The following is a 22,082-nucleotide window of genomic DNA, read 5'->3' on the forward strand; positions in this document are numbered from 1 at the left end:
AATCAAAGCTGTGCTGTCTGCGCTCGGCCCGCCCTCCTTGCCAGGGGGAGGGAGAGGGACTGTGCTTCGCGAGCGTTCTGTCAGCGTAAGCAAGGCAGGAGCGGGCAGGCCTGGCTGGCTGGGGAGGGGAAAAGGGGAAGGGGAGCGCTCTGGAGTCGTTCGACCGATGGCAGGAATCGAGGAAATGAGCCGGCTATGCAACCAGCAGAGAATCCCTATGCTCGGCAGCGGGGGCGCGCCGATGATCTCCAGACCCTCGTTGGGCGGTCCCTGGGTCAATTCCGTATCGTAGAGCCACTTGGGGCGGGCGGAATGGCCGCGGTCTTTAAAGCCTATCAACCCTCGCTCGATCGCTATGTGGCCGTCAAGGTGCTTCCGGCACGCTACGCTCATGATCCGGTCTTTGTCAAGCGCTTTGAGCAGGAGGCACGCTCGGTCGCTAAGCTGGTGAATCCCCATATTGTGCAGATCCACGACTTTGGCGAGCAGGATAAGATCACCTACATTGTCATGGAGTATGTCGACGGTGGAACCTTACGGGACCGCCTGAAGGGCCGCTCGCTCTCGCTGGTGGAGGCTGTCGACTTTCTGCTGCAGGCAGCGGAGGGATTGCGTTGTGCCCATAGCCATAATATTGTACACCGCGACGTGAAGCCGAGCAATATGCTCTTGCGCCGCGATGGGCATCTGCTGCTCTCTGATTTTGGGATTGCCAAAATCCTGGAGGGGACGACGCATTTGACGCGCGCTGGGGTGGGCATCGGGACGCCACAGTATATGTCGCCAGAGCAGAGTACCGGTCAGGCCGTCGATCAGCGCAGCGATATCTACTCTCTGGGGATCGTCTTTTTCGAATGTCTGACAGGACGGGTGCCTTTCACGGCGGAGAATCCGGTCAGTGTGACGCTGAAGCACTTGCAGGAGCCGCTGCCGATCGATCCGCTGCGTCAGGCAGGGGTGCCAGCAGTGGTTGAGCAGGTCGTTGTGAAGATGACCGCCAAGGTGCCTGCCGACCGCTACCAGTCCATTGAGGAGATGGCGGAGGCCCTGGTGGCTGCGCTGAATGCTGCCCGCCTGCCCATGCCACGCGCATGGCGGTTGTCAACTATGCCCCCTGCCCTCTCCGACAGCAGCGGGTCTGCGGCTACGCTGCTCTCGGCACAGCCAGGGACGTGGCCCGCTTCTCCTGGGGGTAGAGCGCAGTCCGCTCCTCCTTCCTTTCCTTCCTCTGGCCTGCCCGCGGCCCCTGGCGTTATCAGCGGGTCAACAACTGGTCAGGGTCCGGGAGAAGCGTTTCTACCCCGTCCCCCTTCGAGCACCCCTTTCCCGACGGTGACGCTCTCCTGCTTCCGCTGCGGTACACCTAACCCAAGTACACGCCTGTTCTGCACGACCTGCGGCTATGAGCTGGCCGACCGCAAGGCCGTAAAGGATCGCTATGTCGATGCTCAGGGGCGGGTGGTGCTGGCCAGCTTGACGTTGCAGAGTGGACCGCTCGCCGGTCGCTCTTTCCGCTTCCATCAGGATGTGACGACGATTGGGCGCACAAATGGCAATGATTTCATTATTGCCGGTCGCACGGTCTCGCGTCGCCATGCTCGACTCTGGTTCGATAATGGCCTCTGGTACCTGGAGGATCTGCAGAGCGCCAATGGCACCCTGGTGAACGGCGAGCGCATTCAGCAGACGGTACTGCGCGATGGCGATCTGATCCAGTTCGGCGATGAACGCTTGATCTTTCATATAGTTTATAAATAGTAGGGACAAGAGGAGCTGTTGCTCCTAGCAGGCAAGGCTGACAGAGCTGCCTGGCTGGTTGATGGAGTCCCTGTTCAGGCTGGTCTGTTCCTTGCTCGGAAAGGGTAACGAGCGATGGTTTCGTTGAATCCGCTCAATGCGGCACTGCAGCAGCTGCTGCTGGGCAGCGCTGTACGCCAAAATCATGCACTGGAGCATGCAACGATCGTGCTGCTGAGCCGCAAGTTTCCGGAGGTGCGTTTCTCGGGGGTCTCTTCGGCGCTGGGCTTTGTGGTTTTTGGCAATGTGCCAACCGAGGAAGTGCTGCCGGCGGCTGAAGAGGCGCTGCACTTGCTGCGTACGACGCAGCCAGAGCTGGCGATCCACGAGCGCTGTGGCACGAATTTGGCCGTGGCAGGTTTGCTGAGCGGCCTGTCGGCGATGACGGTGGCACGCATGCGGCGCCCGTTCAATACCTTCAATAATGTGGTGCTGGCGACAACTGCGGCTCTGGTACTGGCGCGGCCTCTCGGGTTGACGGTTCAGCGCTATCTGACGACACAGACGCCTTCGCCATCAATGCGTATCACTGGGGTGCGGCGCTTCGAGGTGCTGGGAACACCGGCCCACTTTGTGAGCACGGAGAACCCGGAGGCGGCGCGGCTGTTCTCCTGGTGACGGGAGAAAGGAGGCTTTGCGACAATGACGAGTGGGCAGCGTGACCGCTTGCTGGTTGAGCCGGCCTGGCTGGAGGAGCACCTGCATGATCCACAGCTGCGCATTGTGGATATGCGTGGGTATGTGCGGACGGTGGAGCGCGGCGCAGGTGAGCAGGAGGCGCTGTATGAAGGGGCGCGTGCTGAGTATGAGCGGGGTCACATCCCTGGCGCGGTCTATCTTGACTGGACGAGCGATATTATTGATCCCGACAGCGAGGTAAAGGCGCAGATTGCCCCGCCGGAACGCTTTGCCGAGGTCCTGGGACGGGTAGGCATTGGCGATGAGCATGTGGTGGTGGCCTATGACGCGCATCCGGCCTCGCAGTTTGCGACACGCCTGTGGTGGGCGCTGACCTACTATGGCCATCACGAGGTACGCGTTTTGAACGGAGGCTTCTCGCGCTGGTTGCGCGAAGGGCGACCGGTGACGACGGACGTGCCACAGTATCCGCCGGCGGTCTTTACGCCGCGTGTGCAGCCAGAACTGCGGGCCACGGCTGAGGAGGTACTGGCCGCACTGGGACAGGCGGGTATCCAGGTGATCGATGCGCGCGATGTCGGGCAGTATAGCGGGCGGGTGGTGCGCCGTCCTGGCCGTCCGGGCCATATTCCGGGGGCCATCAATATCCCGCGTGAGGAGCTGGTCGATCCACAGACGGGCCAGTTTCGCAGCAATGAGGAGCTGGCTGCGGTCTTTGCGCGTGCCGGGCTGCGCCCGGAGGAGCGAGTGATCGCCTACTGTAATGGTGGAGTGGCGGCAACGGTCGTCCTCTTCAGCCTGGCTCTGTTGGGCTATCCTCATCTGACAAATTATGATGGTTCCTGGAATGAATGGGGCCTACGCCCCGATCTGCCTGCGGAAGTGTAATGGGGCTTTGCCTCTGCTTGCTGGACTGTGAGGCATGCTGATGGAGGGGTTTTTCTCCTCTGACTCTGTAGGGGATGAGGGTGGGAGCTGGCCGGGGATCAGCGGGCCTGATCTCCAAAGAATCATGGAGGGCTTCGGCCTTTCTTCGTCCTGGCAGCCCCTGGAGCTGTTGACGTCCCCCTATAGCCCTGAGCCATTGGGCCTGCTGCTGGAGGTTGAGGGCGAGCGCTATCTGCTGCGCCCGCGCCCGGAGGGACCAGCTGGCGAGGATCATGAGCATTGCTATCGCTTTCAGCGTTTCTTGCGCCTGGCCGGTTTGCCGGTGCCAGCGCTACGCCAGACGCCAGCGGGGTCTTATTGTCTGCCGCTGGGGGAGGAGTGCTTCGAGCTGCAGCAGTGGCTGGATGGGGAGGACTTCACGAGCGCCGGGACTCGCGGGCTGCGTTGGGTTGAGGCCGCTGGAAGAATGCTGGGCCAGTTGCATGAGGCGTCTTTTCGTTTCCCAGGTCCGCAGCACCGCTGGCCCTCGGAGCTACAGGCGGGCGGGCTGGTCCAGGGCTGGCTCAATCTGGCCCGTGAGCGGGCCGAGCGCTGCGAGGTGGGAGCGATTGCCAGCGCCCTGCAAACCTGGGTCGAGCAGTGGGAGACAGTGCTGCCAGCAGCGATGATGACTCTGGGGGCAGCTCGTGGAGTGCCCGAGCTGCACGTTCATGGAGATTATCAGGCGCTGCATCTGCGCTTCAATGCTGAGGGGGTATGTTCAGTCTCGGGCTTCTATGCCTCGCGCTGGGAGAAGCGCGTTCTGGAGGTGGCGGCAGCGCTCTTTGCCTTCAGTGCCTTGGACTGGCAGCCGGGGACGGGTCAGACACGCCCGCTGGTGGCGCGGGGACTGGAGCCGGAGCGAGCACGGGCATTCTTGCGGGGCTATGGGACGATCGCGCCTCCCCAGGGGCAGGAAGCGACCTGCCTGGCAGAGGCCCTGACGCTGACGGTGCCCATCCTGACGGTCAACGGCCCGCTGGAGGATCTCTTCTTTGCCGAGGAGGCAGCGCTGGACGCAGGTGAGAGCCAGGAGCAGGTCGATGATCTGTTGGAGCGCCGGCCTGGGCCAGCGCCTGGCCGGGTTGGCTGCGACGCGCGCGGCGCTGGCTGGCCGAGCTGTGGGAGGAGGCCGCCGCCGGCTAGGCAAACGGTGCGGCAGCCTCCTCCTGTGCTCTCTCTGGCTATGGCTCTAATACAGCCTCATTGTCCTCGCGACCGGACAGGTCACAGCTGTGTCGGCGGCTTACTCGGGACCGACGACCGGGTGAGGGATGTATGGCTCTTCGAGATAGGCGATGTCTTCAGCGCTCAGATGAACGTTGAGGGCGCCAACGGCTTCTTCCAGCTGGCTGATCCGGGTGACGCCGACAATGGGGGCAGTCACTGGCTCCTTCTGCAGCAGCCAGGCCAAGGCGATCTGTGCCCGGGGCACGCCGTATTTGCCAGCTAGCTCGCCGACGCGCTCGATGATCCCCTGATCGGCGGCAGCAGTGGCGTCATATTTGCGTCGGGCCACCTGGTCGGTTTCGGCGCGCCTGGTCGGCGGCTGCGAGGCCTCACGCGCCAATCTGCCGGATGCCAGCGGGCTGTAGGGAATGACCCCAATGCCCTCGGCGCGACAGAGCGGGAGCATCTCGCGCTCTTCTTCGCGGTAGATGAGGTTGAGGTGATTCTGCATGGAGACGAAGCGTGTCCAGCCATGCCGCTCAGCGACGAAGAGCGCTTTCTGGAATTGCCAGGCGTACATGGCTGAAGCCCCAATGTAGCGCACCTTGCCGGCCCGAACGAGATCGTTGAGTGCCTCCATTGTTTCGTCAATCGGGGTCTGGTAGTCCCAGCGGTGGATCTGATAGAGGTCGATGTAGTCGGTTCCAAGGCGCCGGAGGCTGTGATCAATCTCGCTGAGAATGGCTTTGCGCGAGAGACCAGCCCCGTTCGGTCCTTCGCGCATGCGGAAGAAGACTTTGGTGGCAATGACAACCTCATCGCGCTTGACGAAGTCTTTCAGGGCGCGCCCGAGGATCTCCTCGCTGGCTCCCAGTGAGTAGACATTGGCGGTGTCAAAGAAGTTGATGCCCAGGTCAAGAGCCTTCCTGATGATCTGCCGACTCTGCTCTTCGTCCAGAACCCAGGGATGCATCCAGCGATTGGGGTCACCAAAGCTCATGCAGCCAAGACAGATGCGGGAGACTTCCAGACCGCTTTTGCCTAATCTGGCATACTGCACGATTCACCTCTCATCTCTATTAATCTCAATATTTTTATTTTTCTTCACCGGGAAGAGCGGCAGCCAGGTCTACTGTCCTGCGTGAGTCAGGACAGGAACCGTGGCTTTCTGCAAGAGAGTATAGCGTCCCCACAAGCAGAGGATATAGGCAGATCCTGGGTGATCTTTGGCCGATTCTGCCACGGGAGGCTGCGGCTGCGCGCGGATCGCGCGGTCTGGCGGGCCGCTGGAGCTTGCTGCCGGGGTGTGGGGGCTGAACAAAGGGCACAGGAGGACCGAGATCGGAGTCGGAGGTGGCAGCTCTTTTGTGGCCATCTTCAAAATTTCGTATTATTCGGAGAAATACGAAATTGGTCCCTGGCCCCGGCGTCTTTCAGCCTGCGTTCCATCTTGGGGAGTGCACCCTTCGCCTTCGCTGACTGATTCCACGCCGGGCTGTGATACGGAGAAACGCACCGGCCCAGCTCAGCCTCCAGAAGGCCGTGGACTGTCAATGGCTGCCTCCGCCCTTCAAATGTTTTCTCTTCTCTTTTCTTCACCTCACCCCCCTCCCTCAGAAACGTCGGTTGCAGTGAAGGGGAAAGAAAGAGATGAGAGCTGCCTGCGCTGGCGATCTGTGGGCGGGAGATAGGTGATGGCATGGCAGACTATAAGACACGGAACGCCCGTTAGGCCTCCTCGAAGCCCCGATAGAGTAGACTCTCTTTCCTAAAGGATCACAGGCCACCAACCCTTGACAACCTTCTCTTCCACGCTTATACTTCATATAAAGACAAATATATATTTTAGCCGAATAGAGAACAATATGAGCAAGAAGAAAACTTCCTCCCGCCTTCCAGGGCAGCAGCGTACGGCCCTGCTCCCCCCGGCGCAGCCCATGCTGACAGGGATCGTACGCGAGCGAGAGGAACAGCCCGGTGCTCCTGAAGAGGAGAGGAAGGGTCTGGGCACCCTGGCAGGCGAGGACCTGGACCTCCTGCGGCGCATCGCGGACATCGCTGATCTGTATGCTCAGCACGAGGTCTTTGCTCGCTACCATCGGCGGCAGGCCCATAACACGCGCATTCGCCAGCTCTGGGATCTCAAAGCCTTCGCCACCTTCTGTCTCGAAGCTGGTGTCCGCACCACGGGGGTCGCCCTGCAAGCAGACGTCGCCACTCTCACCCAGGCCCTCTTTCTGGAAGCCTCGACCTGGCGCTTTGTCACTGCCGGTCTGATCCAGCTCTTTCTCAGCTGGATGGAGCGCCAGGGCTACGCCATCGATACCATGAACGTGCGTCTCTCCACCCTCAAGCGCTACTGCCGTTTGGCTGCTGATGCCGGTGTGCTCAGTCAGGAAGAACTCTATCGCATCAGCCGTGTCCAGGGCTATCGCCATAAGGAGGGGCGCCACATTGACCGCCAGCGTCCCATCACGCGGCGCGGTGCCAAAAAAGCCGAACCGAACCCCCTGACCGAGGAGCAGGTTGCCTGGCTCAAGCGCTGCCATGATCCCAACACCCCCCAGGGACGGCGCGCCCGCGTCATCCTCTGCCTCCTGCTCGATCTCGGACTGCGCGTCGGCGAGCTGGTCGCGCTCCAGGTCAAGGACGTCCAGCTCAGCCGTGGTCTCCTGCGCTTCTACCGTGAAAAGGTCGACCGGGAGCAGACGCATCGCCTGTCTGCCGACTGTCTGCAGGCCCTACGTGCCTACTTACCCGACGTCGCCGGCGAGCGCTACCTCTTCCCAGGCTACAAGGGTCGACACATCAGCACGCGCCTCGTTGAGTACCTGCTCAAAGACCTCGGCGACCAGCTTGGCATCGATCATCTCTCCCCCCACGACTGTCGCCATTATTGGGCGACCTACCACGCCGGCCACCAGCGCAACCTGGCCCAGCTCCAGCAAGCCGGCGGCTGGAACTCGCCAGCAATGGTACTGCGCTACTATGTGGCCTCCGAGATTGCCAACGAGGGCCTTCTTCCTTGACTTGACCAGAGCAAGAGCAAGAAGGCTACAATAGCAATGGCCAGGCAAAGCACTGCCCTCACCTATCCCGGTTGGTAGCGCAGCCCAATTCGCCACCACACAGAGGAGGAGAAAAGCATGGCCTTCAAGATCGGTGTCTATGGCTCCAACATCGTCGAGAGCGAGCGCGCCCTCGGCCTGGCCCGCGAGCTGGGCCAGGCCCTGGCCGCACATGGCTGCATCGTCATCACCGGCGCCTGCAGCGGTATGCCCTACGCCGTGGCCAAAACTGCTTTCGAGCACGGGGCTGAGGTCTGGGGCTTCACCCCGGCCCTCAACCTTGATGAGCATCGCCGCGCCTACCCCCAGGACGACATTGGCATCTACCGCCGTCTGATCTATGTCCCCCCCAGCTACCACGACCTTTTCGGCCTGACCCCAGCTACGGCAGAACAGGACTGGGGTGCTCGCCTGAAATACCGTAACGTCATCTCGACGGTCAACAGCGACGCCGGCATCATCATCAGCGGCGGCTGGGGCACTCTCAACGAATTCACCAACCTGATTTACGAAGGCAAACCCATCGGCATCCTTATCGGCAGCGGCGGTCTGGCTGATGAGCTGCCCGTCTGGTACCCCCGATTGCGCAAAAAAACAGCCTCGCCGGTCCTTTTTGAAGGGAACCCGACGAGGCTGCTCTCGCTCATTCTGCAGCGCCTGGAGTGACACAGGAAGCGAGAGCGCATGAAGAGGGAGGAAGAGGGTAGCGGACCCTGAGTGAGCACTTCAGGGTGCCCGCCGGAGGCACAGCGAGGAAGATCACAGCCAGATCATCGGAGAGTGGCCTGCGATCAGCATGCCGGGGCCTCCGAGCGAAGGAGCAGGAGGCCGCTCTCAGGCCATCACCGGCTGCCGCTCAGACTCGGCAGTGGTGATGCTGATCCGCCTGGGCAAGCTTCCCTCGGCCACGGGCACCGTGATGATCAGCACACCGTGCTCATAGTGTGCCTCGACCTTCTCAGCGTCAATCGGACGCTCGAAGGTCACCACCCGTTCACAGGCGCCGCTGCCAATCTCATGCAGCAGCCAATTGACCTGTCGGCCTTCCTCCACCGCCGCTGGATAGTGGACGCGGATCACCAGGCTCTGGCCCTGCACCTCCAACCCGATATTCTCAGGCTGGACCCCAGGAACCAGCGCTCTGACGACATAACCCTGCTCCTGCTCGTAGACATCCAGCGGCAGCTGTGGACGCGGCTCACCATCCAGACGCCACAGCGGGCGGACAAAGCTCTGCTCAAACAGCCGGTTCATCGCCTCGCGCAGGCTGATCATCTCGCGCAGTGGATCGAAGTGCGTCATGACCATCATGGCACTCACCCCCCTCTGCAGCAATGATCAGAGAGCGAATGGCGTACAACCAACTGTCCTGACTGCCGGCGAGGTCGCTCCCCTCGGCGCACGGCCTGTACCAGACGGGAGCGCCGCTACCGGCTGCCTTTCGCCCGTTTCCACCCAGTGATAACCCGCACAGGGGGGAATTTATTCCCATACTCCCCCGCTCTTTCTACCTGCCGCCAGGGCCATCTCCAGCTCGACCAGCGTTGGTGTCGTCGCCGGCCCGGCTCGCTCCACCGCCAGCGAGGCGGCCACATGGGCCTCGTGGGCTGCCTCCTCCAGGCTCCGGCCCGCAGCCAGAGCCGCCAGAAAGGCGGCCACATGGGCATCACCAGCTCCTGTCGTATCTACCACCACTCGCGCCGGCCTGGGTGCAACCAACAACGGTACCCCCCCAGCGCTCGCCAGCCAGCAGCCCTCAGCCCCCACCCTCGCCACCACGACTCCCTGGGGAGCAAGTTGTGAACACAGGCGCGCAGCCCCACGGGTTGGCTCCTCCTCGCCGCTCAGCAGCTGCAGCTCGCGCGCATTCAAGCTCAACACATCCACGCGGCGTAAGATCTGCTCCAGTCGCTGCGTCGGAATGGTTGCCACCAGCGGCCCCGGGTCCAGCACGAGCAGGCAGCCTGGCGCTAAACCCGGCAACCAGGCCTCCAGAGCCGCGCCCGAGAGAGGATAACAGAGATCGTAGCCCGAGACGTAGACCGCGTCCCCCTCCTGCAAGGCCAGCCCCTCCAGCTCAGGCAGGCTCAGCTCCGCCTCCACGCCCGGCGCCGTCACAAAGGTCCGTTCGCCATCTGGTTCAACCAAGCCGATATCAAAGCCAGTGTCCCGCCCTTCCACCGGAGGCAGCAGCACCGGAATGCCCACCGACGCGAGCTCAGCGCGCACCCGTTGCCCCATTGGCCCATCCCCAATACGGCCCGCATAAGCCGCCGGCAGCCCCAGCCGCAGCGCCCCAATCAGGACATTAAAGCCTCCTCCCACCGCCTGCAGTGCACGCTCCGCCAGCAGATCGCCACCGCGCTCGGGCAGGCGATCCACATAGAGCAGCAGATCCACCAGCACGCTCCCCACCAGCACCAAACGTCGGGGACGCAGTCGCAGCTGGCTCATGCCGATCCCTCCCCCCCCCGGCACCTCCGGGGCCAGCCCGCCGGCGGCTTCCAGCACGTCCCTTCTTCCACCAGCCAAGATCAGCAGCCAGTACACGAGCGCGCTCACCACGAAGCCCAACAGATAACCAAGGCTGCTAGAGGCGAAGACGCCCCGCGCCAGGGGACCTGTGAACCAGGGCGAGACCGTAAAGAGCAGGCCCACAACAATGCCAAGCAGCCAGGCTATGAACGCCCGCCAGTTCACCCCAGCTCGATAATAATAGGGGCTTCCGGGCCCCGTCTCTATCAGACCGCGCGCATCATAGCCGCGACGCAGAAGCATATCCACCACAAAGACCGCCGCCCAGGCTGTCAAGCCATCCGAGAGCAGCTGCAAAAAGCTCTCAAACGGTCCGAAGAAATCCTGAGCCACCAGCATTACATAGGCAGCCCCGGCCACCATCAGCACCCCATCAATCAGGACAGTCTTGTAGCGCTCCAGCCTCACGCCGAGCGCCAGCAGATTCAGCCCCGAGGAATAGATCGACAGATCGGCAGAGGCGATCAAGCCGCCTACAGCCGTCAGCAGATAAGGGGCTGCCATCCAGGGCGGCAGCTCCTGGCCAATGGCCGTGATCGGGTTAGTCGCGCTCGTCAGGTTTGGCAAGCGGCTCGACAGAAAAACCCCTGTCATAATCAGCACCACCAGTGGGAGCGCGGCCCCCAGTACTGTCCAACCGACGATAGCCCAGCCACTGCTCGCACGCGGCAGATAGCGAGTATAGTCAGCGCCGGCATTGGCCCAGCCGATCCCCGTCCCTGCAATCACAATGCTTAACGTTGCCAGCACTCCACTATCCCAGGGACCTGGCGGAGCTGCCAGCACCTTTGCCCAGTCTGTTTTTGTCAGCAAGAACAGCACTACCACCAGTGTCAGCAGGCCAAAGATCCAGGTCGCCGCCTGTTGAATCCAGACCAGCGTCGCATGACCGAGCAGGCCAAAAAGCACCACCAGCACGGCTACCACCACCAGGCTGGCCAGTGTCCAGACAGGGGTCGCGGGCAGCCCCAGCAAACCCAGCAATCCGAGCAGGGCATAGGCAGCCGTAATCACCGTAATCGTCTCCCATCCAACCAGACTGACCCAGCTGATGAGCGTCGGACCCAGATTGCCGCGCGTCCCGAAGGGGGCTCGTGATAGCGTCAACATTGGCGCGCCCCCCCACCTTGCCAGCCACACTCAGCACACCGACGAGCACGAACGATCCGGCTGAGCCCACCACAGCGACCAGCAGACTCTGCCAGAGATTCAACCCGGCAGCAGTCAAGATACCACCGTACACAATGCCTAAGATCCCAATGTTAGCGGCAAACCAGACCCAAAACAGTTCAGTGGGCGCTCCGTGACGCTCACCATCCCCAATCGGCTCGATGCCATGCAGCTCGATAGCCCAGGGACGATCAGCTTCCGGCTGTAGCTGTTGTTGCACGCTCACAGGCGTACCTCCTCTTGTTGCAAGCGGGTCCGCAAAGCCAATAGCTCGCTGAGCAACCCGTCGATGTCCAAAGCATTGACCTGCACCACCGTGGTGCGCGCCTCGACAGGGAAAACCTCTGAACCAGAGCAGGCGCCGAGCATAGCTCCCACCAGAGCCGCAATCGTATCGCTGTCCCCGCCGAGGCGGGCCGCTATCAGGCAGGCTCGCCAGGGATCAGCCCGCCAGCGCTGTGCAATGGCAAAGGCCGCCGGCACCGCCTCTTGCGTCGCCACTCCCGTTCCGATCAGATCCACAATCGCATCCTGCGCGCTCTCCTCATCCAACTGGCTTACCAGGTCCACCGCCCAGACCAGTCGCTCCGCCACCGAGGCCCCCGCCACATAGGCCCCCCGTTCCTGCCCCAGACGTGCCAGACGCCGCGCCTCGTTGACCGCCTCCACGAAACTTGCTCCCTCCAGACCAGCGCTGATGACCGCCGCTACCGCCGCCGCCCCGGCGATCGCCAGGCCCGTAAAGTGAGTTGGGCGGCAGGCTTCCTCAACTCGCTCCAGAAAGCGCTCAACCGGCTCTAGCGGCACCGCAATCCCCACAGGAGCAATGCGCATGGCCGCCCCATTAGTATCGCCCCGCCGCCCGGCCTCCTCGGGAGCTGCTCCTCGCTGTACCGCCTCCAAGGCCCGCCGCGACGATGGCCCAAGCTGTTCACTGCCATCGGCCTCCGCCTGCTCGGCCCAGCGGAGCAGTTCCTCTACGAACCGCGCGCCCTCTACATGGCCCTGGCCCTCCACCAACAGACGTGCCACCAGCAGAGCTTGCTGCGTATCGTCGGTCACTCGACCAGCCGGCTGTCCAGCACTGATGGCATTCTGCGAGGGGCCAGCCTCAAACCCCTCCAGGACCGGAAAAAGCCGGGCCACCACCGGGCGCGGCAGCATCTGCGTTGGCATGCCCAGGGCATCACCAATCGCCAGCCCCAGCAAGGTCCCTTGCGCCCGGCGCATCATCTCTTGCTGGTCGCGTAGCGCTGCTCGGCGCGCTTCATGCATGGCTGCTACCTCCGCGGTCGCTCGTTCTGGTTCAGCTCAAAGGTCATATAGAGGCGGAAATGCGACGGGTCCAGCAAACTGATCACATGCTCGATCACCTGCCCCTCGTGATCACGTGTCACTCGCCGGCTCAGCAAGAACGCCTCCCCAATCGCCTTCCCTAAGAGATGGGCCTCCTCCGTACGCAGGCGCGTCACCTCTACCCACTCTTCTCCAGTCGCAGGCACCAGCCCTAAACGCCCCGTCAGTGCCTCCATCAGCGACTCATGGGCGAAATCGATATCCAACAAGGCCCTCGTCTGCGCCGTTAGCGGAATACGGCTGCGCTCTAGCGAGATTGGCTCACGCCCCTCTAGCAGGCGCAGGCGGTCCAGGGCAATGAAATGCTCCGCCTCCACCTGCAGGCACTCGCGCAGCTCGGGCTCGACCACCGCCCCAAAGTAGAGCACACGCGTCGTCACCTGCGCCCCCTGACGCATCAGTGCCCGCGACCAGCCCTGACTCCAGTCCAGAGGCCGATGATCAAAGGTGATATAGCTGCCTGAGCCAGCTCGCGTCTGAATAAGCTGCTTGCGCGCTAACTCCGCCAGCGCTTGCCGCACGGTCATGCGACTGACGCCAAAGCGCCGCGCTAGCTCATACTCACCCGGTAGCCGCTGGCCTGTTGGCAGGCGTCCGCTGCGGATCTCCTCCTCAAGGGCAGCGCAGATTTGCAAATAGGCTCTATTCTGTCTAGACATCTTGTAGACAAGTTTAACCACTCCTGTCTAGCATGTCAAGGGGAATGCTAGGAGCTTTCTCCTGCGGTATTTGGTGAGGCTCTGTATAGTGGAAATGGATGGTAACACCATTCCCATACATAATGCGGCAGCATGGTGAGTCGCTGAGAGACCCAAGACGCTCACCGAAACCGGGAACGTGTGTTGCGTCAAGAAGCGTTGTGAAGGGGCGCCCTGCGGCGCAATGGCCTTCAGCAGCGCCATTTCGTTAGCACAAGGAGGGAATAACCGATATGACCACTGTCTCGTCTGAAAAGCACCATAGTGTCATTGGCAAAGACGAGCTGATTCACCAGACGGCGGCCAGGGCCGGCCTCAGCCTCAAGGAGACGGGCAAAGTTATCGATGCCTTCACCGAAGTCGTGCGCGAGGAACTGGCTCGTGGGCACGAGGTTCGTCTGATGGGCTTCGGCACCTGGAGCCTGCGCACCGTTGCTCCGCGCAAAGTCAAATCCATCCGTGGGGGGCAGCAGATTACCATTCCCGCGCGTAAACGAGTCGGCTTCTCCGTGGGGGCTGTCCTGGCCCAGGCGGCCAGGGGGCAGCAGGGACGAGCGCATGGGGAGAGCGAGCGGCAGGGAGAGCGGCGGCACCACTAGTGCGCTCTCCCTCCCCTCCCGCGGTTCTCCTGAGCTTGTCTCCCCTGCGCTACCGCCAGGAGAAACGCTGGCTCTCTGGGTCTCGCTATCAGCCTGATTGGCCAGACAGCTAATCCACCCCTACGCGAGGCTGTCAGGAGTGCATTCACGAGTCGGCGAGTCCGGTTCCGCAGCAGCCAACTGGACTGACTGACCCTGGGCCGACGAGCCTGTGCCCTGCGGTTAGTCAGGGTCAGTGTACCAGCGCACACACCGAAAGGGAGGGCCTGCAACTGAGCTGACAAGATGATTCGCCGGCCTGGCGCTGCACCAGCGCGACACCTCTGGCTGAGCAGAGCCAAGTCGAAGGCAGCGTCCAGGCCCGTACCCAGGGACGAAGGGACTGGCTGTCGCAAGCCGCTGGTGGTGGAGAGCAAGGAGCAGCTTGCGACAGGAGTCCCTTCCTTCTCATTCCTTATGCGGCTCCTCCCGACTCCAGGCGAGAGTCGCTCTTTCGTTCACCGGCGCTCGTCCCTAGCTAGAGATTCGGATGGCGTTCCAGGTACTGGAGCACAGCGGGTCGCTCATCAGGGCGCAGCGGACGGAAGGCGTTGCCATCGTTGATGAAGACCAGACGCGTACCCTGAAAGTGCACCAGCATATCCGGCCTGTGATCTCCGTTGACATCGGCGAAGCTCAGGGTCACCGGCACCAGACTGGCGTCTGGGTCATAGAGCTGGGGCCCGCTATAGATGCGGGCATGAGTCGGATCGCCTCCTGGCAGCTCTATGATCTCGATGTGACCGTTTAAATTGAGCGCAATGAAGTGGCTTGGGATACCCGCCGCTTCATTGTGGCCCACAAAGGCATCGATCTGAAAGGTCCGCGGGCGCCCGTAGCGTAGATCATCCAGGGTCGTCTGTCCCCACGAGATCAGCGGCAGCACCAGGCACCAGAGGAGGAGCATGCAGAGCATGCCCAACCCAAGATAGAGCAACGGATGAGCCTGGAACCAGCGGCGCGCCTGTGGCGGTCGCCCGCCTGTTGTCTTTTCCTCCCGCGCTGGCGCCGCGCCTGCGGGCTGGCCCCGCTGCCCTACAGGAGGAGTGCTCGTCGTAGGGCGATCCACTGTCAGGGTGGCACGCGATCCACTGGTGGCCCGGCCCGCCCCCCTCAGCGGGCGCTTCAGCCCGCTCTGGCCTGCTCCCTTTATCTCGACCCGCCTCCACTCCGCGATCTCTTCGGAAGCCACGTCGGCCAGCGTCGGGCGCGGACGCGAGGCCCGCTGCGCCACCGGCTCTACTGACTCCACCGATCCCGCTGCTCGCTCCGATCCGCTCTCCGATTGCAGAGGACGATGACGCAGGGCACTCTTCGGAGTGAGCCTGTCGGTCGCTTCAAGTACAGGCATGGCCTGATTCTCCTTTCGTCTCGTCAAGCGTCAGTCTCTCAGCCAAGCTTGCACTGCCCTTTGCAGTGCCTCAGAAATAGCGACAGCGGTCGGAGCACTCGTATTGGCTTCCGCCTGTCGTCTCTTCTCTCCTTCTCCTGTCAGGGTAACATAGAACATATGTTCCAGTCAAGAGGGAGGAGAAGAGCTTCCTACAAGCGATGAACAGGAGGAACAAGGATATGAGCTAGCGTTGTGTGCGTCTCATCGAGCTGGTGCGCAGAGCAAGGCATGTGCTCGCGGCTCGCTGCTCCAGACGGGGAGCTGCCGCCGAGGTGCCACCGTTGGAAGCGAACACGTCACGCATAGGCGAAGTGAAGAATGAGATAGCCGCTCGCTCTACGAGCAGCGCCAGGACTCACTTCACTGGCCTGACCTGGCCTGCCGTTGCTTCTCTCACCTGTGAGGGAAGCCCGGCTCCCTTTGCTGAGGATAGTGTAGCATCCCCCCCTGTTTTTTGCCAGGGGCCTATAAGCAACTTTCCCGGGGGGCAATGAAGAGGGTGAGGCCGCTCGGCAAGCGGAAGGAACAGCGTTCAGAGCAACTCTTCTCGCTCCAGAACGGCCTGCAGATCAGCGGGAAGCGGGGCCTCTAGCTTGAGCGTTGTCCCCGTCACTGGATGGGGCAGGACAAGCTGTGCGGCGTGCAGAAACTGGCGCGTCAGGCCAGGCAAGCGGTGATTGCTGCGCCCGTAGACCGGGTCACCTGCCACGGGGTAGCCGATGGCCTTCAGGTGCACGCGAATCTGATGAGTACGGCCCGTCTCCGGCTCGACCGACAAGAGCGTATGCTGGGCGAAACGGCGCACGACCCGGAAATGAGTCCGCGCCTCACGGCTATGGTGGGCGGTCACGGTCATCAGTTGGCGGTTGCGCGGGTCGCGTCCAATGGGGGCCTCGATCGTGCCCTGGTCAAGCGGCACCTGGCCCACTACCAGAGCGAGATAGCGCTTGTGGATCTGGCGTCGTTGCATCATATCGGCCAGGGCCGTCAGGGCCTGCTGATGCTTGGCCACCAGAAGCAACCCCGAAGTATCCTTATCCAGGCGATGTACCAGGCCAGGACGTTCCCCACTGCCGACCTCGCGCAGCTGGGGGCGGTAGGCCAGCAAGGCATTGACCAGCGTATCCTCCTCGTGGCCAGGGGCAGGATGCACCACCATCCCGGCTGCCTTATTGACCACCAGCAGATCATCGTCTTCGTAGACAATCTCCAGGGGCAGCGCACGCGGCGCCACCTCCGTCACGCGCTGGGGCAGCTGCCAGAGGACCTCGACCACATCGCCGGCCCGCAGCCCATAGCCTGCCTTCTCGCGCTCTTCATTGACAAGCACTGCTCCCTCTTCGATCAGACGCTGCACCGCTGCCCGTGAGAGCGGTGCTAGCAGCTGCTGTACAAAGCGATCCAGGCGCTGGCCAGCCTCGGCGGGGCCAACCTCGTATTTGCGCACTTCATTGCGAGATGCTGCTGACACGGCTTCTTGTTCTGACTGAGGACGATAAAATGTGGATTCGGGGGCTGACATGCTCCTTGCTTATGCTCCCTCTGCGTTGAGCGTCTAGAGACACGGTTTTAGCGATGAGAATTAGCCGGGGGCTGTCCCGGACGCAGCGTTGGCGAGGTCGCCGTCTGCTCCGTTGGCGCCCGCTCGATCTCCACCTCCGTCGTTCCCCGCCTGGGGGACTGCTCAGCTGAGCCAGAGGTCCGCGGTAGAGCGCCTGTGACCATCAGCAGGAGAAGCAGGATCACCCCCACCGTGATGGCCGAATCGGCCAGATTAAAGACGGCGAACCGAAAGCCAATCTGGGGAATGCGGAAGAGGATAAAGTCAACCACGTAGCCGCCATGCCGCACACGATCGATGAGGTTGCCGACTGCCCCGCCAATGATCAGGCCGAAGACCAGCTTGTAGCTCAGTGGTCCCGAATTCAAGCCGCGTAGATAGAGCGTGATGACAACCGCTACTGCCACGGCGATCAGTCCCGCCAGCACTACACTGTTGGCAAAGAGGCCGAAGGCCGCTCCACTATTGCGGGTATAGTAGAGGGACAGATATTCACCCAGCAGCGGAACCACGCGCCCACTGTCGGGAGGACTCAGATAGCTAACCACTAGCGCCTTGGTCCACTGGTCAAGAGCAACAACGAGAACCATTACTAGCAGGGCTAGCAGATCGTAGAGACGTGCGCGACGCGCGCTCACTGCTCCTCGTTCTTCCTTTCTCTCTCGCTCGTTCCACCTGGTTCGTCGGTCCTCCGACGTTCAGGAAGGAGACCTTGCCCTCCTCCGCCTCTGCTGATCGGGCCGGCACTGCTCCCGCCGACCTTTCTTTGTATGCGTGTTCACGAGGGCTATTGTATTGTACCCGATTTTCTTTCCCTTGAAAAGGAGCGGTCCGCGAGCAGGCTCACAGCCATCCCGCCTGGACCGCTCCCTCCGGTCGTGACATCCTCCAGCTGCCCAGCCATCCCCGCTGGACTGCCGGTCTGAGAGGATGGAGTGTTGCTGCGCTGCTGATCCGCGCCGAGCTTAGCGGGCAAAGCTCTCGCGGCCAGCCTGGCGCTGGGATTCGCACTGTACATCCCGCGCTGCCCACGGAATGGCCTCCAGACGTTTCTCAGGAATGGGGCGTCCGCAACTGACACACAGCCCGTAGGTCCCCTCCTCAATGCGGGCCAGCGCCGCCTCGACCTCCGCTAGCAGGGCCTGCTCATTTTCGAGAATCGACTGCTCCTGCTGATAGGTTTGAATCTCGGTTGCCGAGTCCTCGTTATCCTGGGGCAACGGCTCCACTGAGACCGGCGGAGCAGTCAACTGGGCGATATCCGCCCGCAGCTCGTCACGTTTTGCCTCCAGCAATGCCTTCATCTTTGCCAGGTCGATGCTCATGACTTGGCCTCCTTCGTGATCATGCCATGCTCCTGAAAACCAGCCACCGACCTCCTCACGTCACAAGCTCGCCAACCAGGCGGTACAGACCACCACGCGCTCTCCTGCTTCCGCCTACTCCCACCCAGTCCACCCCAGACAGGCCCACGCCACTCTTTTACTCGTCCACCCTTTTTCTCTCAGCCGAGCGGCGCCGACCGCCGCTTGCTTCACCCGATTGGCGAGTGGCCGGTTGGCCAGGAGAGACTGGCAAGCCTCTCCGTCGATCGCCACTCGCTACTCTTTCCGCCCAACGGCATCCTTCCCCGCCCGGAAAGGCTGGGCAGGGAGGGAGGGACACCTCCGCCGTGTTTCGCGCCTCGCGCGCACTGGCAGCAGCAGTGGCACAAGCGCCGGTCCGCACAGAGGTTGCTGCTTCTGACCGCGCACTTCCCTTCTGCCGGTGGTCTCGCCTGGCTACAGCCTGACTTGCCACACGCTAGCGACGAGCTGGCTGGCCAGGCTTCTCTAGCGCATGCCAGCAGCCCTTACATCACCTCACATCACTCACATGTCCTCAAATTGTACACCAAATCTCACGGAAGGCAAGTCGGTCTCCCTGGCCTCTGGACCTTGCTCGTCGCATTCGCCAGCCCAGGCCGCCAAGCCAGCTCCGAGATAAGCTGAGCGAGGGAGGGGGAGTTTCTCTCTTGCCTTCTGTGTTATGCTAGAATTGTTCTCTGTGCTCTGGATGAGTCAGCAAGCAGAACGGAGCAGACCCAATCTCGCGCCTGGATGGAATGGAAGGCCATGTCAACAGTCTCTGAGGATGGAGCACATGCCCAGCAGCCGACCAACAGTCAGTCCGTCCCCTCGCTCTTCAGTGAATTTGATCTCTACCTCTTCGGGCAGGGTCGGGAGTATCGTCTCTACGACAAGATGGGCGCCCACCCACGGGTGGTCAACGGGATCAGCGGGGTACACTTCGCTACCTGGGCTCCCAACGCCGAGTCTGTCTCTGTCATCGGCGACTTCAACGGCTGGAATCGCTCCGCTCACCCGATGCAGCTTCGCCATCGTGAGCTGGGCGTCTGGGAGTGCTTTATTCCCGGCGTGCAGGTGGGCGCACTCTACAAATACGCGATCGTTTCGCGGGTGAATCACCAGGTACTGGAGAAGGCCGATCCTTACGCCTTTGCCGCTGAGCTGCGCCCTGCTACTGCCAGCATCGTCGCCGACCTGCGTCGCTACCGCTGGCACGATGAGGAGTGGCTGCGCCAGCGAGCGGCCCGCCAGCAGCTCTCCGCTCCTCTGTCGATCTACGAGGTGCATCTAGGCTCCTGGCGCCATGTCCCCGAGCGCCATCGCCCCGAGGCCGTCGAGGAGGATCGCTTTTTGACCTACCGTGAGCTGGCTCACGCCCTGGCCGCCTATGTCAAGGATCTGGGCTTCACCCATGTCGAGCTGCTCCCTATTGCGGAGCATCCATATGATGGCTCCTGGGGCTACCAGGTGACTGGCTACTATGCCCCCACCAGCCGCTACGGCAGCCCGGAGGATTTCCAGTACTTTGTCGACTATCTCCATCAGCAGGGCATTGGCATCATTCTCGATTGGGTGCCGTCTCACTTCCCCAGGGATGCCCACGGCCTGAGCCTCTTCGATGGCACCCACCTCTATGAGTACGCCGATCCCCGCAAGGGAGAGCACCGCGAGTGGGGCACGCTGGTCTTCGACTATGGTCGCAGCGAGGTGCGCAATTTCTTGATCGCCAACGCGCTCTTCTGGCTACGCGAGTACCATATCGATGGGTTGCGCGTCGATGCCGTGGCCTCAATGCTCTACCTGGACTATATGCGCGGTCCCGGTGAGTGGGTCCCGAATCGCTACGGCGGACGTGAGCACCTGGAAGCCATCGATTTCTTGCGCCAACTCAATGAGGCGGTCTATGCCGAGGAGCTGGGTGCTCTGACTATCGCCGAGGAGTCTACTGCCTGGCCGCTGGTTTCGCGCCCCACCTATGTCGGAGGACTGGGCTTCAGCATGAAGTGGAATATGGGCTGGATGCACGATATGCTCGAATATATGCGTCTTGACCCTATCTATCGACGCTATCATCATAATAATATCACGTTCTCTCTGACATACGCTTTCTCTGAAAACTTCGTGCTGCCGCTCTCTCACGATGAGGTGGTCCATATGAAGGGGTCGCTGTTGACCAAGATGCCGGGCGACCTCTGGCAGCGTTTTGCCAATCTGCGCGCCTTCTTGGGCTACATGTGGGGGCACCCGGGCAAGAAGCTGCTCTTCATGGGCGGCGAGTTCGGCCAGTGGCGCGAGTGGAACTACCGTGAGAGCCTCGACTGGCATCTGCTGGAGCCGCCCAGCGATCCACACCACGCCCAGCTGCGCGACTTCGTTCGCGACCTGAATCATCTCCTCCTGCAGGAGCCAGCCTTGAGTATGCTGGACTGCGAGCCGGAGGGCTTCGCCTGGATCGACTGCCACGATAGCGAGAACAGCGTGATCTCTTTTCAACGTCGCAGTCGGCGCCCCGAAGAAACGCTCGTCTTCATCTGTAACTTCACGCCGGTGCCGCGCTTCGGCTATCGCCTTGGGGCTCCCCTGGCCGGCGAGTACTACGAAGTGCTCAATAGCGATGATCTGCGCTACGGTGGCAGCGGCCTCGGCAATCCTCAGCCGCTTCCTAGCGCGCCAATCGCCTGGCAGTCCTGTCCGCAGTCAATCGTGCTGACGTTGCCGCCGCTCTCCACCATTGTCTTAAAGTGGCGCCCCTTCGGCTCGCCCTCCACACTGGCCACCGGCAGCCAGTCCGGCGAATAATCAGAACAATAAGCAGAGGGACCGCACTATTCGTGAGGAAGAAGGACGATGAGTCGCAATCATAATCATTCACCGTCGCCGCATCAGTCGTCGAAAGGCAACCAGCTTAACCATCGGAGTCGCAAGGAGGCAGAGCGCTTCCGCTCGTTCCAGAGTAAGCGCCGGCCCCTGACCGAGGATGAACGCCTGCTGACGCGCCCAACGCGCCCGCTGGTGAGCCCGTCGGAGCCACCTCCGAGCGAGCAGATCCAGGCCGATGAGCATGCCCTGGAGCGCGCGCTCCACTTTGACTTTACCATCACCGACCCCTGGCGCGTCTTTCGCATCATGAGCGAGTTCGTCAATGGCTTCGACGCGCTGGCCCATATTCCTCCAGCAGTGGCCATCTTCGGCTCGGCTCGCACCCGGCCCAATGATCCCGCCTATGCCGCTGCTGTGGAGACCGCGCGCCTGCTGGCACAGGCAGGCTTCGCTATCATCACCGGAGGCGGGCCAGGGATTATGGAGGCCGCCAATAAAGGGGCTCAGGAGGGTGGCAATCTCTCTATCGGCTGCAACATCGAGCTGCCTTTCGAGCAGGCCTCGAACCCCTACCTGGATATCTCAATTGACTTTCGCTACTTCATGGTTCGCAAGACCATGTTTGTGAAATACTCCAACGCCTTCGTGATCTTTCCGGGCGGCTTCGGCACTATGGATGAGCTGTTCGAGGCTCTGACCCTGATTCAGACGCGTAAGGTCAGCCATTTCCCGGTGATCCTCTACGATTCTCGCTACTGGGGCGGTTTACTGCACTGGCTGCACCAGACGATGCTGGCCGAAGGCAAGATTTCTCCAGGCGATGCCGAGCTGCTGCGCGTCTCGGATGATCCCCGGGAGATCTGCCGCCTGGTACGCGAAGCCTACGAGACCTATCGTCAGGAGCGCGAGGACCCGAATCGCGAGAAGTCGATTCGCTGAGTCCTCCCCCTCCCTCACGGCG

17 protein-coding genes and 2 pseudogenes are annotated in these 22,082 nt (G+C 62.1%); 9 read left to right on the top strand and 10 right to left on the bottom strand.

The features are described from left to right. Positions 1-195 precede the first annotated feature (195 nt). The 4 genes and pseudogenes from A4R35_RS03390 to A4R35_RS24580 form a co-directional block, all read left to right on the top strand. On the top strand, positions 196-1,758 hold the full coding sequence (locus A4R35_RS03390) for an FHA domain-containing serine/threonine-protein kinase (RefSeq protein ID WP_189361273.1): 1,563 nt from the start codon (positions 196-198) through the stop codon (positions 1,756-1,758). Positions 1,759-1,872: 114 nt separating this feature from the next. Next, positions 1,873-2,415 (top strand): DUF6391 domain-containing protein, encoded by a 543-nt coding sequence (locus tag A4R35_RS03395; protein WP_112426553.1) that lies wholly within the window; start codon positions 1,873-1,875, stop codon positions 2,413-2,415. Between the two features lie 24 nt (positions 2,416-2,439). Beyond that, on the top strand, positions 2,440-3,324 hold the full coding sequence (locus A4R35_RS03400; RefSeq protein WP_112426555.1) for a sulfurtransferase: 885 nt from the start codon (positions 2,440-2,442) through the stop codon (positions 3,322-3,324). Positions 3,325-3,448: 124 nt separating this feature from the next. Continuing rightward, positions 3,449-4,222, top strand: a pseudogene (locus A4R35_RS24580) (phosphotransferase); the annotation flags it as partial. Positions 4,223-4,609: 387 nt separating this feature from the next. Here A4R35_RS24580 and A4R35_RS03410 read toward each other — a convergent pair. After that, entirely contained in the window at positions 4,610-5,593 is a 984-nt protein-coding gene (locus A4R35_RS03410) for an aldo/keto reductase (protein ID WP_112426559.1), read from the bottom strand. An 805-nt stretch (positions 5,594-6,398) separates the two neighbouring features. On the opposite strand from A4R35_RS03410, the gene A4R35_RS03420 reads away from it, so the two are divergent. Next, the gene (locus A4R35_RS03420; protein ID WP_112426563.1) at positions 6,399-7,562 is read left to right on the top strand and encodes a tyrosine-type recombinase/integrase; all 1,164 of its coding nucleotides are present in this window, start codon (positions 6,399-6,401) and stop codon (positions 7,560-7,562) included. Between the two features lie 117 nt (positions 7,563-7,679). Beyond that, positions 7,680-8,267 (top strand): SLOG cluster 4 domain-containing protein, encoded by a 588-nt coding sequence (locus A4R35_RS03425; RefSeq protein WP_112426565.1) that lies wholly within the window; start codon positions 7,680-7,682, stop codon positions 8,265-8,267. A gap of 168 nt (positions 8,268-8,435) precedes the next feature. Here A4R35_RS03425 and A4R35_RS03430 read toward each other — a convergent pair whose 3' ends face one another. The 5 genes and pseudogenes from A4R35_RS03430 to A4R35_RS03450 all read right to left on the bottom strand — a co-directional run bounded on the left by A4R35_RS03430 (position 8,436) and on the right by A4R35_RS03450 (position 13,321). Further along, the gene (locus tag A4R35_RS03430) at positions 8,436-8,912 is read right to left on the bottom strand and encodes an Hsp20/alpha crystallin family protein (protein ID WP_112426566.1); all 477 of its coding nucleotides are present in this window, start codon (positions 8,910-8,912) and stop codon (positions 8,436-8,438) included. 171 nt (positions 8,913-9,083) lie between these two features. Further along, positions 9,084-11,246, bottom strand: coding sequence for a PfkB family carbohydrate kinase (locus A4R35_RS24945; protein ID WP_262982316.1), 2,163 nt, complete (start codon positions 11,244-11,246; stop codon positions 9,084-9,086). Positions 11,247-11,313: 67 nt separating this feature from the next. Further along, positions 11,314-11,532 (bottom strand): annotated as a pseudogene (locus A4R35_RS25230) (cytosine permease); the annotation flags it as partial. Continuing rightward, on the bottom strand, positions 11,529-12,581 hold the full coding sequence (locus A4R35_RS03445; RefSeq protein ID WP_223258172.1) for an ADP-ribosylglycohydrolase family protein: 1,053 nt from the start codon (positions 12,579-12,581) through the stop codon (positions 11,529-11,531). The pseudogene A4R35_RS25230 and the gene A4R35_RS03445, both read right to left, overlap by 4 nt. Before the next feature lie 5 nt (positions 12,582-12,586). Next, a complete protein-coding gene (locus A4R35_RS03450; RefSeq protein WP_112426568.1) occupies positions 12,587-13,321 on the bottom strand; it encodes a GntR family transcriptional regulator in 735 nt (244 codons plus the stop codon). Between the two features lie 272 nt (positions 13,322-13,593). Here A4R35_RS03450 and A4R35_RS03455 point away from each other — a divergent pair, with 272 nt between their 5' ends. Then, positions 13,594-13,959, top strand: coding sequence for an HU family DNA-binding protein (locus A4R35_RS03455; protein WP_052889087.1), 366 nt, complete (start codon positions 13,594-13,596; stop codon positions 13,957-13,959). Positions 13,960-14,476: 517 nt separating this feature from the next. Here A4R35_RS03455 and A4R35_RS03460 read toward each other — a convergent pair. The 4 genes from A4R35_RS03460 to A4R35_RS03475 all read right to left on the bottom strand — a co-directional run bounded on the left by A4R35_RS03460 (position 14,477) and on the right by A4R35_RS03475 (position 18,277). Beyond that, a complete protein-coding gene (locus A4R35_RS03460) occupies positions 14,477-15,349 on the bottom strand; it encodes a hypothetical protein (protein ID WP_112426570.1) in 873 nt (290 codons plus the stop codon). A gap of 574 nt (positions 15,350-15,923) precedes the next feature. Continuing rightward, positions 15,924-16,862, bottom strand: a complete 939-nt coding sequence (locus A4R35_RS03465) for an RluA family pseudouridine synthase (RefSeq protein ID WP_223258173.1) — start codon at positions 16,860-16,862, stop codon at positions 15,924-15,926. A 98-nt stretch (positions 16,863-16,960) separates the two neighbouring features. Continuing rightward, positions 16,961-17,590, bottom strand: a complete 630-nt coding sequence (gene lspA, locus A4R35_RS03470; RefSeq protein WP_112426574.1) for a signal peptidase II — start codon at positions 17,588-17,590, stop codon at positions 16,961-16,963. 327 nt (positions 17,591-17,917) lie between these two features. Next, positions 17,918-18,277, bottom strand: a complete 360-nt coding sequence (locus tag A4R35_RS03475; protein WP_112426576.1) for a TraR/DksA family transcriptional regulator — start codon at positions 18,275-18,277, stop codon at positions 17,918-17,920. 789 nt (positions 18,278-19,066) lie between these two features. Here A4R35_RS03475 and glgB point away from each other — a divergent pair. After that, positions 19,067-21,100 (top strand): 1,4-alpha-glucan branching protein GlgB, encoded by a 2,034-nt coding sequence (gene glgB / locus A4R35_RS03480; protein ID WP_223258174.1) that lies wholly within the window; start codon positions 19,067-19,069, stop codon positions 21,098-21,100. Positions 21,101-21,148: 48 nt separating this feature from the next. Continuing rightward, positions 21,149-22,060, top strand: coding sequence for an LOG family protein (locus tag A4R35_RS03485; RefSeq protein WP_112426580.1), 912 nt, complete (start codon positions 21,149-21,151; stop codon positions 22,058-22,060). Positions 22,061-22,082: the final 22 nt, after the last annotated feature.

The organism is Thermogemmatispora tikiterensis (assembly GCF_003268475.1).
Classification (GTDB): domain Bacteria; phylum Chloroflexota; class Ktedonobacteria; order Ktedonobacterales; family Ktedonobacteraceae; genus Thermogemmatispora; species Thermogemmatispora tikiterensis.

Bases quoted from the DNA above. Each gene is read 5' to 3' on its own strand.
- A4R35_RS03390 (WP_189361273.1), top strand. From the start codon at position 196: ATGCAACCAGCAGAGAATCCCTATGCTCGGCAGCGGGGGCGCGCCGAT.
- A4R35_RS03395 (WP_112426553.1), top strand. From the start codon at position 1,873: ATGGTTTCGTTGAATCCGCTCAATGCGGCACTGCAGCAGCTGCTGCTG.
- A4R35_RS03400 (WP_112426555.1), top strand. From the start codon at position 2,440: ATGACGAGTGGGCAGCGTGACCGCTTGCTGGTTGAGCCGGCCTGGCTG.
- A4R35_RS03420 (WP_112426563.1), top strand. From the start codon at position 6,399: ATGAGCAAGAAGAAAACTTCCTCCCGCCTTCCAGGGCAGCAGCGTACG.
- A4R35_RS03425 (WP_112426565.1), top strand. From the start codon at position 7,680: ATGGCCTTCAAGATCGGTGTCTATGGCTCCAACATCGTCGAGAGCGAG.
- A4R35_RS03430 (WP_112426566.1), bottom strand. From the start codon at position 8,912: ATGATGGTCATGACGCACTTCGATCCACTGCGCGAGATGATCAGCCTG.
- A4R35_RS24945 (WP_262982316.1), bottom strand. From the start codon at position 11,246: ATGTTGACGCTATCACGAGCCCCCTTCGGGACGCGCGGCAATCTGGGT.
- A4R35_RS03445 (WP_223258172.1), bottom strand. From the start codon at position 12,581: ATGCATGAAGCGCGCCGAGCAGCGCTACGCGACCAGCAAGAGATGATG.
- A4R35_RS03450 (WP_112426568.1), bottom strand. From the start codon at position 13,321: ATGTCTAGACAGAATAGAGCCTATTTGCAAATCTGCGCTGCCCTTGAG.
- A4R35_RS03455 (WP_052889087.1), top strand. From the start codon at position 13,594: ATGACCACTGTCTCGTCTGAAAAGCACCATAGTGTCATTGGCAAAGAC.
- A4R35_RS03460 (WP_112426570.1), bottom strand. From the start codon at position 15,349: ATGCCTGTACTTGAAGCGACCGACAGGCTCACTCCGAAGAGTGCCCTG.
- A4R35_RS03475 (WP_112426576.1), bottom strand. From the start codon at position 18,277: ATGAGCATCGACCTGGCAAAGATGAAGGCATTGCTGGAGGCAAAACGT.
- glgB (WP_223258174.1), top strand. From the start codon at position 19,067: ATGTCAACAGTCTCTGAGGATGGAGCACATGCCCAGCAGCCGACCAAC.
- A4R35_RS03485 (WP_112426580.1), top strand. From the start codon at position 21,149: ATGAGTCGCAATCATAATCATTCACCGTCGCCGCATCAGTCGTCGAAA.